This is a genomic window from Paenibacillus maysiensis, assembly GCF_000520815.1.
Lineage (GTDB): Bacteria > Bacillota > Bacilli > Paenibacillales > Paenibacillaceae > Paenibacillus > Paenibacillus maysiensis.
In genome coordinates this window covers 17,584-27,329 of sequence record NZ_ASRY01000006.1, presented here as the reverse complement: position 1 = coordinate 27,329, position 9,746 = coordinate 17,584, and the positions used below count along the sequence as shown (strand labels likewise).

8 protein-coding genes and 1 pseudogene are annotated in these 9,746 nt (G+C 47.2%); 5 read left to right on the top strand and 4 right to left on the bottom strand.

The window, feature by feature from the left end; genetic code table 11:
• Positions 1-360: pseudogene (locus tag L696_RS0100425) on the bottom strand (hypothetical protein); the annotation flags it as partial.
• Between the two features lie 282 nt (positions 361-642).
• Here L696_RS0100425 and L696_RS0100420 point away from each other — a divergent pair.
• Complete coding sequence (locus L696_RS0100420) at positions 643-2,538, top strand: PrkA family serine protein kinase (RefSeq protein WP_025681888.1); 1,896 nt, start codon at positions 643-645, stop codon at positions 2,536-2,538.
• Between the two features lie 52 nt (positions 2,539-2,590).
• Positions 2,591-2,746, top strand: coding sequence for a hypothetical protein (locus L696_RS29065; RefSeq protein WP_245233255.1), 156 nt, complete (start codon positions 2,591-2,593; stop codon positions 2,744-2,746).
• Positions 2,747-2,851: 105 nt separating this feature from the next.
• Here L696_RS29065 and L696_RS0100410 read toward each other — a convergent pair whose 3' ends face one another.
• The 3 genes from L696_RS0100410 to L696_RS0100400 form a co-directional block, all read right to left on the bottom strand.
• Positions 2,852-3,724 (bottom strand): arylamine N-acetyltransferase family protein, encoded by an 873-nt coding sequence (locus L696_RS0100410; protein WP_025681887.1) that lies wholly within the window; start codon positions 3,722-3,724, stop codon positions 2,852-2,854.
• Between the two features lie 245 nt (positions 3,725-3,969).
• Complete coding sequence (locus tag L696_RS0100405; protein ID WP_025681886.1) at positions 3,970-4,866, bottom strand: phosphotransferase; 897 nt, start codon at positions 4,864-4,866, stop codon at positions 3,970-3,972.
• 18 nt (positions 4,867-4,884) lie between these two features.
• Positions 4,885-5,892, bottom strand: a complete 1,008-nt coding sequence (locus L696_RS0100400) for an aminoglycoside phosphotransferase family protein (RefSeq protein WP_025681885.1) — start codon at positions 5,890-5,892, stop codon at positions 4,885-4,887.
• A 376-nt stretch (positions 5,893-6,268) separates the two neighbouring features.
• Between L696_RS0100400 and L696_RS0100390 the strand changes: the two genes are divergently transcribed.
• From L696_RS0100390 to L696_RS0100380, 3 genes are all read left to right on the top strand, one after another.
• Positions 6,269-6,955, top strand: coding sequence for a response regulator transcription factor (locus tag L696_RS0100390; RefSeq protein ID WP_025681884.1), 687 nt, complete (start codon positions 6,269-6,271; stop codon positions 6,953-6,955).
• A 173-nt stretch (positions 6,956-7,128) separates the two neighbouring features.
• On the top strand, positions 7,129-8,295 hold the full coding sequence (yhbH, locus tag L696_RS0100385) for a sporulation protein YhbH (RefSeq protein WP_025681883.1): 1,167 nt from the start codon (positions 7,129-7,131) through the stop codon (positions 8,293-8,295).
• The gene (locus L696_RS0100380; RefSeq protein WP_025681882.1) at positions 8,292-9,737 is read left to right on the top strand and encodes a SpoVR family protein; all 1,446 of its coding nucleotides are present in this window, start codon (positions 8,292-8,294) and stop codon (positions 9,735-9,737) included. The genes yhbH and L696_RS0100380 overlap by 4 nt, the downstream gene beginning before the upstream one ends.
• Positions 9,738-9,746: the final 9 nt, after the last annotated feature.

Below are 9,746 nucleotides of genomic sequence, written 5' to 3'. Positions count from 1 at the left end.
CTTGCAAAGTACCTCTACAAGCGGCGGCTTGGTTTTAAAATGGGTAACGGTGAGCAAGCCCAGCCCCAACTGGAGGCACAGTCCGATCAGCTCGTTCCAGCGCTGATTGACAGCCCCTTTTTTCGCGCGGTTTCGTTCCACCGCCACATACACATTGCTGCTTAGCTTCAGACGCTGCATGCCTTGCAGCACCAGCGCCAGATTGAACGTCTTTTTAATCTCCACAATCAGTGGCTCCTGCTGTTCTGGCTTTATTCCCACCAAATCGCAGTTACGCACTTCTCCCTTGATTTCGTATCCCGAGCTCTCAAAAAAGGCTTTGATCGGAGCGTACAGCTCCGTCTCATGCCGAACCGCCATGCTTCTCCCGCTCCTTTATCCCATTATTCCGAGCTTATATTGTACCATAATGCGGCAGGTCCGCGTCGTTGTTGTATATTTTAGCACAGTGTATCTCTCTGTTTTTCGAAAAGGCAGGGAAACTGTCGCAAAAAAAAGGTCAATTCTGAAATCAATCTGCATAGGTATGTATTACACTTTTTTTAAGAGGATTGCATCATATCCTGAAAGGCGTGGACGAGTGTAGCCATTAACCATCCGGAGTGGAGGATAGTCATTACGCAGTCATAGGAGGAACCTAGCATGAATATTTTTGAACGCGTTGCGGAGTACCGGGCGGAAAACAACCGTCTGGCCTGGAGCGGCACTTTTAGAGAGTATATCGAGATACTCAAGAAAGACCCGACGCCGGCGATGACCGCTCATGCACGGGTTTACAAGATGATTGAATCTTTTGGTGTAGAAGAGGCTGGGGGACATAAGCGATATAAATTTTTCGAGCAGGAGATTTTTGGACTGGACCGTGCGCTTGAAAAGTTGGTGGAGGAATACTTCCATTCCTCAGCCCGTCGGCTCGATGTGCGCAAACGTATTCTACTTTTGATGGGACCCGTCAGTGGAGGTAAATCCACACTGGTCACCTTGCTCAAACGCGGTCTGGAGAAATTTTCGAGGACGGATCAGGGAGCGGTATACGCCATTGAAGGCTGCCCCATGCACGAAGATCCGCTTCATCTCATTCCTCATGAGCTGCGTCCGGATTTTGAGAAGGAGCTGGGGGTGCGGATTGAAGGCAATCTATGCCCAGCCTGCCAGATGAGATTACGGACAGAATTTGATGGAGATATTGAAAAGGTCCGCGTGGAGCGGGTATTTATATCGGAAGAAAATCGGATCGGCATCGGTACGTTCAGTCCTTCGGATCCGAAGTCACAGGATATTGCCGATTTGACGGGCAGCATCGACTTTTCTACGATTACGGAGTATGGGTCGGAATCCGATCCACGCGCGTATCGTTTTGACGGAGAACTGAACAAAGCCAACCGTGGACTGATGGAGTTTCAGGAGATGCTGAAATGCGATGAGAAGTTTTTGTGGAATTTGCTGTCACTGACCCAGGAGGGTAATTTTAAAGCGGGGCGTTTTGCGTTAATCAGTGCAGATGAATTGATCGTTGCCCATACCAATGAGTCGGAGTATAAAAGCTTTATCGCAAACAAAAAGAACGAGGCTCTGCAATCACGGATGATCGTAATGCCGATTCCTTACAACCTTAAAGTCTCGGAAGAAGAAAAAATTTACGCGAAGCTCATTGAACAAAGTGACATGAAGCATATTCACATCGCTCCTCATGCGCTGCGGACGGCTGCTATTTTTTCCGTGCTTACCCGCTTGAAGGAGACGAAGAAGCAGGGCATGGATCTGGTCAAAAAGATGCGCATGTATGATGGCGAAGAGGTAGAAGGCTACAAGACAGCCGACCTGAAGGAAATGCAAAATGAGTTTCTGGAGGAAGGCATGTCCGGGGTAGACCCAAGGTACGTCATCAACCGCATTTCCAGTGCGCTCATTAAGCAAAATGTAGAATCCATCAATGCGCTGGACATTTTAAGAGCCATCAAGGATGGTCTGGATCAGCATGCTTCTATTACGAAGGAGGAAAGGGAGCGCTATCTGAATTTCATTTCCGTGGCCCGTAAGGAGTATGACGAGCTGGCGAAAAAAGAAGTACAGAAAGCCTTTGTGTACTCGTTCGAGGAATCAGCCAAGACGCTGTTCGATAACTATTTGGATAACATCGAAGCCTTCTGCAATTGGGTGAAAATCCGCGACCCGCTTACGGATGAGGAACTCGACCCGGATGAGCGGCTGATGCGTTCGATCGAAGAGCAGATTGGGGTATCGGAAAATGCGAAAAAGGCGTTCCGCGAAGAAATTCTCATCCGAATTTCCGCTTACTCACGCAAGGGGCGTAAGTTTGAATATCATCATCATGATCGGCTGAGAGAGGCGATTGAGAAGAAGCTGTTCGCTGATTTGAAGGATATTGTGAAAATTACGACCTCGACCAAAACACCCGATGCTAATCAGCTCAAACGAATGAATGAGGTGATTAAGCGGTTGATTGAGGAACACGGCTATACAGGTGCCAGCGCCAACGACCTGCTTCGGTATGTAGGCAGTCTGCTGAATCGGTAAAATTGGGTAAGCTTAAGGTTAGCAAGACAAGAGGGTGGAGTAATCCGGTAGCATGCACAGTAAGTTTCCAGTGCTTGCTGTCGGATTCTTTTTTTATTATGCCCGACAACAAGCTTCCAGTTCCGAGGAATTGGCTTCCTTTACAAAGCTGATCGAAAATATGGTGAAGGAATTGGAAACGCTTCAACATTCCGGCGAAATGATGTAGTGTGAGAGGATAGAATGAGTTGTATCCCGGGGAGAGCTTTTTGAGGAAAATAACGCTCTCCCTCCGTGGCGGTCCAATCAACGCAACCGAGGAAGAGCGTAATACTTATAAGGAAATGATTGATTTCTTCCATTCAGTATGAGCCGCAAATACCCTTCTCCATAACTCGTCCCGTTCCTGGTGACTATAGTTAACAAGCGGCTCACCAAATACATCTGCCAACACTTCCAGCCACTGCGATTTATGATCCAGCTCTATTTTTTCCAGTCCGTTCAGCCCGTGTTTTTTCCAAATGCAGCCTCTTAGTTCATTCGTCTCTAATGCTTGTCTTTGCCGAATCAGAAACAGGTTGAACCATGGAGAATCCGCTGAGCGGCTATAGAAATGATGTTTTGGCATAAATTCTTCCAAATCCCGAACAACCGTAGGGTCATAATCAACGCCGACAAATGAAGCAAGCGAATCATGCTCTAACCGCCAGCCTTTTGCAACAACCCCGGACTCCGTAACCTTATATTGAAGAGGGGCTTGTTCATAAGTGCCCATACGGAGTGGAACAGGCTCATATGGCATATCGCCTAAACCGACATCAACAATCCATACTTCATCTTCGTGCTGCTCATTTAGCAAGTTCACGGTTAACCCGAGATGAAATGAATTGATGCGCGGCTCTGCCCCTAAAGGCTGAACCCCGGCACGATGCAGGGAGACCTTGTAGCCCAGTGAATGTAGTAGTGCGCTGAAGGCACCATTCAGATGAAAACAATAGCCGCTTCTCCCCTGTAAAATAAGTTGAACTGATTCTTGAAAACCAATGGCTGCCGGCTTTCTTGCAAAAATGTCCACCGTTTGCCACGAAAGATGTTTCACATGGGCTTTATGCAGCTCAAATAAATAGGATTGGGTAGGAGGCTGAATATCTTGAATTCCGATCCTGTTTAGATAAGCCTTTATTTCTTCTTTTGTCATGATGTACATGTGCAGTCACCTCTATTGTTAGTTTCCCAAATTTTCTATTCGGAACAAATGATCCTTGAGTCTTAGCATCATTGTAGAAGGGGGGCGTACTGATTACAATGCTATAAACTTTTGATTGTACCGGTACAATCAGCCAGCGGATTCGGTTCAGTGGCATGTAGATTTCCCATAGATCGTTGTCAGAACATAAAAAAAACAGACCGTTTCGTCGGGTCTGTTTTCCTGTTTGGCTCCAAGCCGACAGATTATAGCAGCGCTCTAAGCTCACGTCGGTATTTGTTTAACTGCACGAATGATGGAATAACACGTTTGGCAGAACGGATGCCGCCTATTCTGATGTTGCGGACCACATGATAGGGAGAGATCAAAAGTGTGTGAAGCAAATGTAAATCATGGGCGCTCAACGGACGATATCGTTGATAGTAGTCGACCGCACGCAGCATCTTGGTCCCGTTCCAAAGACAATTTCGATGAAGAAGATGGGACAAGTCTTTCATTCTTACGTGCAGGGAGCAATTTTCAAAATCGATTAAATGGAGCTTGAGCCGTCTGTCTTTAATCAGATTGGGGTAATTGTAATCGCCATGTATAAATGCGGCGATTTTTTGTTCCGAGTCGATTGCTTCTCGAACTTTGGTCTGCTGTAAATGATTCGACACTTCTTCACAGAGAGCCACGAGATGTGCTGTGCCTTTGTAGGGACTGAGGTGTTTTTTGTATCCAGCTATTTCATCACCCAAGCCTTCGTAACGTATTCTGGCTGCCGGAGCCTCGGTGATAGGAAAGCCTACGGCACTGGAGTGAAATTTGGCTAAGGTGTAAATTCCCTTTTTGAAATCTATGACTTTTGTAAATTTTGGTCTTTCTCCATCAACCCAATTGGTTAATGTATACGAAATGCCTTCATGGGTCATATAAGCGGTTTGCTGCACTGTAGGATAAACCTTTTGGCTGCGGGTAAACCCGCGCTCATCCAGGAAGGACAACACATGTGTAATAAAACGAATTTCATCTTCTGGGAATTTGTAGGGCTTTAAACAATAGGTCATGCCGGCGGTCTCGATCTTGTATATGTCCTTCTTTTGACGAGTACGTTGAATTTTGATTCCGTACATCTGCTCAACGTTCGATAAAATCGACATTTTGATCCTCACTTTCTTTTATGCATGTACCCATTCCTGCAAAATATGAATGATTTGTAAACGAAGGGGCCACGATTGATCCCAATTGTTCAGGATCTCGCGGTTTCTTGAGCGATTCGGGTGTAGGGAGGCATGCCACGCTTCGCGTGGCAGTTTATACAAGGCTGTAACCATTTTTCGTTCAGTTCGGCTTAGTGGTTTGCGTTTTTGGTATCCCTTCAGCAAGGATTGCACAAATTCAGGATTGAATTGGGTCGTATTCATAAGGGCCTTTGCCAGATCTACATAGACTGAGCCGACCTTAACTCGATCCCAATCAATGATTTTGAGTTGACCATCATCTGAAATAATGACATTGGGGATCGTGATGTCGCTGTGTATTAAAGAGGGGGAACGGTTTTCCTTCTGAAGCAGCTTAACAATGGATATGCCCTGCAAATCCTTCCATGCCCGCCTAGCTAAACGTTTGCAGTCTTTGCCGTGAGCGTTGTACCAGTAGCCGTATTCTTTGTCATGACGGCTGATTTGTGTTATTTTTCTTTGAAAAAGACGGTCCTGGTTTTTCCATATCCGCAATTGCTGAAACGTAGGGGATTTCCCCCTTCCAATCCGATGCAAGCCAGTGGACGAGGCGTGAAGCGTGGCAAGTGCCCACCCAAGCTTTTCAAAATCTTCAGCATTCTCCAATCCCCGTCCTTTGATCCACTGACTTACATAAAATGGCGTTCCTTGATGTATAGTCCACAGCTTCCCGGAATGTGTTGGAAGCCACGCGGGCATGTAGCTATACTTTCTCTTTTTCAAAAGCCTGATTATGCTTGCAGCCTGCTCCATCTGTTGGATTGTATTTGAGCGGACCATCTTAGTACGGCTAAAGGGCTTTAATGCATAAGTTCCCTTTTTCGTTTTCACCTGGATCACTGCATTTTTTCGGTACAGTGATGAGACTAAGCTTGATTTTATTGGGATCAGACCGAAACGACTGGTAATTTTGCGAATCTGTGCTTTGGTATAGGATTTCGTCATAAGAACCTCACTTGACTTGTGATTATAGAAAAAGGTAATCCTCTGTTAGTTATCAGTCTATTCATGATGAGGTAAATAGGTGCTGTTTTTAAGGGCAATACGCTTTGCTTCTAGATTTGCGTTCCATCCGGTAAAAGGTTTTGTTTTGTAAACTTTTTTTGGTACACTATCCTGAAAATTAGATTAGGCGAGAACTTTGCAAACTCCTATATATATGTGCCGTTACCGCAAAATAAATAGTAAGGTGGTCTGTCCATATGAAAATACCGGGTGTAACCGTTCAGGAGCTTATGACAATGCCCGTATTGAAGGAGGCTTATTTACGGGAACATAAGTAGGCAGATACGGTTGGTTTATGGGACAGGGAGGAAAAGACATGGATAAAAAAATATTAGTAGCGGACGATGAACCCAGCATTCGAAATGCGCTGGCCTATGGGTTGAAAAGAGAAGGTTATTTGGTAGAAACCGCTGTTGACGGGGAAGACGCATTGGAAAAAGTCCGTTTATTTCACCCGGATGTGCTGGTGCTCGACGTGATGATGCCCAAGCTGGGCGGATATGAGGTGTGCCGCCGTCTGGAAAGTCGGAAGGGCATCGGCATTTTGCTGCTGACTGCCAAAAACGATATCGTGGACAAGGTGCTCGGGCTGGAGCTGGGCGCGGACGATTTTATGAGCAAGCCCTTTGATCTGCGAGAGCTGCTCGCACGTATCAAGGCGCTGGTACGGAGGCTTGAACGGGAGGGAGCGCCTGCACCAGAAGGATCAGAAACGGCACTTGGCCCGTTGCGCGTGCGTCCGGCCAGCAGAACGGCTGAACTGGAGGGAACAATGTTGGAGCTGACCCCCAAGGAGTTTGATGTGCTGGCGCTTCTGGTGTCACACGCCGGGCGGGTGTACACCCGGGATGAGCTGCTGGAGCAGGTATGGGGCTACGATTATGCAGGAGGAACGCGGACCGTGGATATTCATATCCAGCGCCTGCGCAAGAAGCTCGAACCGCATCAGTCGCTATTACAGACGGTGTATGGAATTGGCTATAAGGCGGAAAAGATGCTGTGAACGAACGCCAGTTGCTTGGCGCTGGACCCTATCCCCCTCATCCGGACTGAAACAGGTGCCCTGAAATTGGAAAGGTTTTTTGGCTTCCATCACATATCGTATATCCCCGTGAATATACTTAATAACCAACAAGGCCAAACTGTGCCGTGTATCCACTTGGGGGGTGCCTAACAATGCCGGAACCACGTCAGCCATATTCATTCGTCGTATCCCGCGAAGATTGGTCGCTGCATCGCAAAGGGTACCAAGACCAGCAGCGTCATCATCAGAAGGTCAAGGATGTCATTAAGCAGAATTTGCCCGATCTGATAACGGAAGAAAATATTATTATGTCGGACGGTCAACAGATTATTAAAGTGCCGATTCGCAGTCTGGATGAGTACCGCTTCATTTATAACTATCAGAAGCAAAAGCATGTGGGCCAAGGGGATGGCGACAGTCAGGTGGGAGATGTTATCGGACGCGATCCTGCTTCCCAGAAGCCCGGTAAAGGCGAGAAAGCCGGAGACCAGCCCGGACACGATATTATGGAGACGGAAGTCAGCATGGAAGACCTGGAAGATATGCTGTTCGAGGACATGGAATTGCCGCATTTGCAGCAGAAAGACAAGGAACAGATTGAGGTTGAGTCCATCGTATTCAATGACATACGCAAAAAAGGCATGCAGGCAAATATTGACAAGAAGCGAACCATTCTCGAAAATCTGCGCCGCAACGCACGTCAGGGCAATCCGGGCATTCATCATATCAGTCCGGACGATCTCCGTTACAAAACATGGGAGGAAAAAACCATCCCCCAATCCAACGCGGTGATCATTGCGATGATGGATACTTCAGGCTCGATGGGATCTTTTGAAAAATATTGCGCCCGCAGCTTCTTTTTCTGGATGACCCGCTTTTTGCGCCGCCAATATGAAAAGGTAGAGATTGTCTTTCTGGCGCACCATACCGAAGCCAAAGAGGTCACCGAGGAAGAATTTTTCACCCGTGGAGAAAGTGGCGGAACCATCTGTTCATCGGCTTATCTCAAGGCATTGGAGATTATCGACAAGCGCTATCCTCCTTCCCAATATAATATTTATCCCTTCCATTTCTCGGATGGTGACAATCTGTCCTCGGACAACGAACGGTGCGTGAAGCTGATCGAGGAGCTTATGAAGCGCAGCAATATGTTCGGCTATGGGGAAGTGAATCAATATAACCGCAGCAGCACACTGATGTCCGCCTATAAGAACATTAAAAAGGATCAGTTTATGTACTATGTCATCAAGGAAAAGGGCGAGGTATACCAAGCCTTGCGTACCTTTTTTCGCAAACGGGAAGGGGGAACGGTGGGATGAGTAGTGACCATCAGGAGCTAGAATATGCGATTGCTGAGATTATGGAGATAGCCAACGGATTCGGGTTGGACTACTATCCGATGCGGTATGAGATTTGTCCGGCGGATATTGTATACACGTTCGGGGCCTATGGGATGCCTACGCGCTTCAGCCACTGGAGCTTTGGAAAGACGTTTCACAAGATGAAGATGCAGTACGATTTTGGCCTAAGCAAAATCTATGAGCTGGTCATCAACTCCAATCCCTGCTACGCCTTCCTGCTGGATGGAAATTCTTTGGTTCAAAATAAGATGATTGTCGCCCATGTGCTGGCGCACTGTGATTTTTTCAAGCACAACGCCCGCTTTTCAGCCTCCAACCGCAATATGGTGGAGAGTATGTCCGCTACGGCAGACCGGATTAACAGTTATGAAATGGAATACGGGTCGAAGGCCGTCGAATCCTTCATTGATTCGGTACTGGCTATACAGGAGCATATTGATCCGCAGTTGATCAAACCGCAGCATCTGGATAAACAGCGATATATGGAGCTTAAAATCCGTGAGCAAAAGGAACCGGGAAAACGGAAGCGCCCAGACGGGCCCTACGATGATCTGTGGTCACTGGACACGGTACAGGAGCAGCCCGATCCGCCTGAGAGCGAAGGCATTCGGATACGGCAGTTCCCGCCTGAACCGGAGAAGGATGTCGTCTGGTTTATTCAGGAATTTTCAGAAGTGCTGGAGGACTGGCAGCGGGATATCATGACGATGCTGCGGGACGAAATGCTGTATTTCTGGCCCCAGATGGAGACCAAAATTATGAATGAAGGCTGGGCCTCCTATTGGCATCAGCGGATTGTCAGGGAACTGGATTTGACCGGGGATGAAACCGTTGAATTTGCACTGCTGAATGCTTCTGTCGTACAGCCTTCCAAGCAGAGCCTGAATCCGTATTATTTGGGGCTTAAAATATTTGAGGATATTGAAAAGCGATGGGATAACCCAACCCGTGAAGAGCAGGAGCGACAAGGACGCAAACCGGGCGAAGGACGCGCTAAAATGTTCGAGGTACGGGAGTTTGACTCAGACACCTCTTTTATACGCAATTACATGACCAAGAAACTGACCGAGGATTTGGATCTGTACGTGTTTGAGAAACGAGGGCCGGATTGGAAAATTACAGATAAATCGTGGGAGAACATACGGGACCAGCTCGTATTCTCTCGTGTGAATGGTGGCTCCCCTTATATCGTCGTTGAGGATGGAGATTATCTGCACACTGGCGAGTTAAAGCTCAAGCATCAGTTTGAAGGGATTGAGCTGGATTTAAAATATATGGAGCGTACGCTTCCGTATGTGTATCAGTTGTGGGGGCGGACTGTTCATTTGGAAACGATGATTGAAGGCAAGCTGGCCTTATTCTCATATGACGGCAAGAAGCATCATCGCAAGTTTATATAAGGGAGAGCA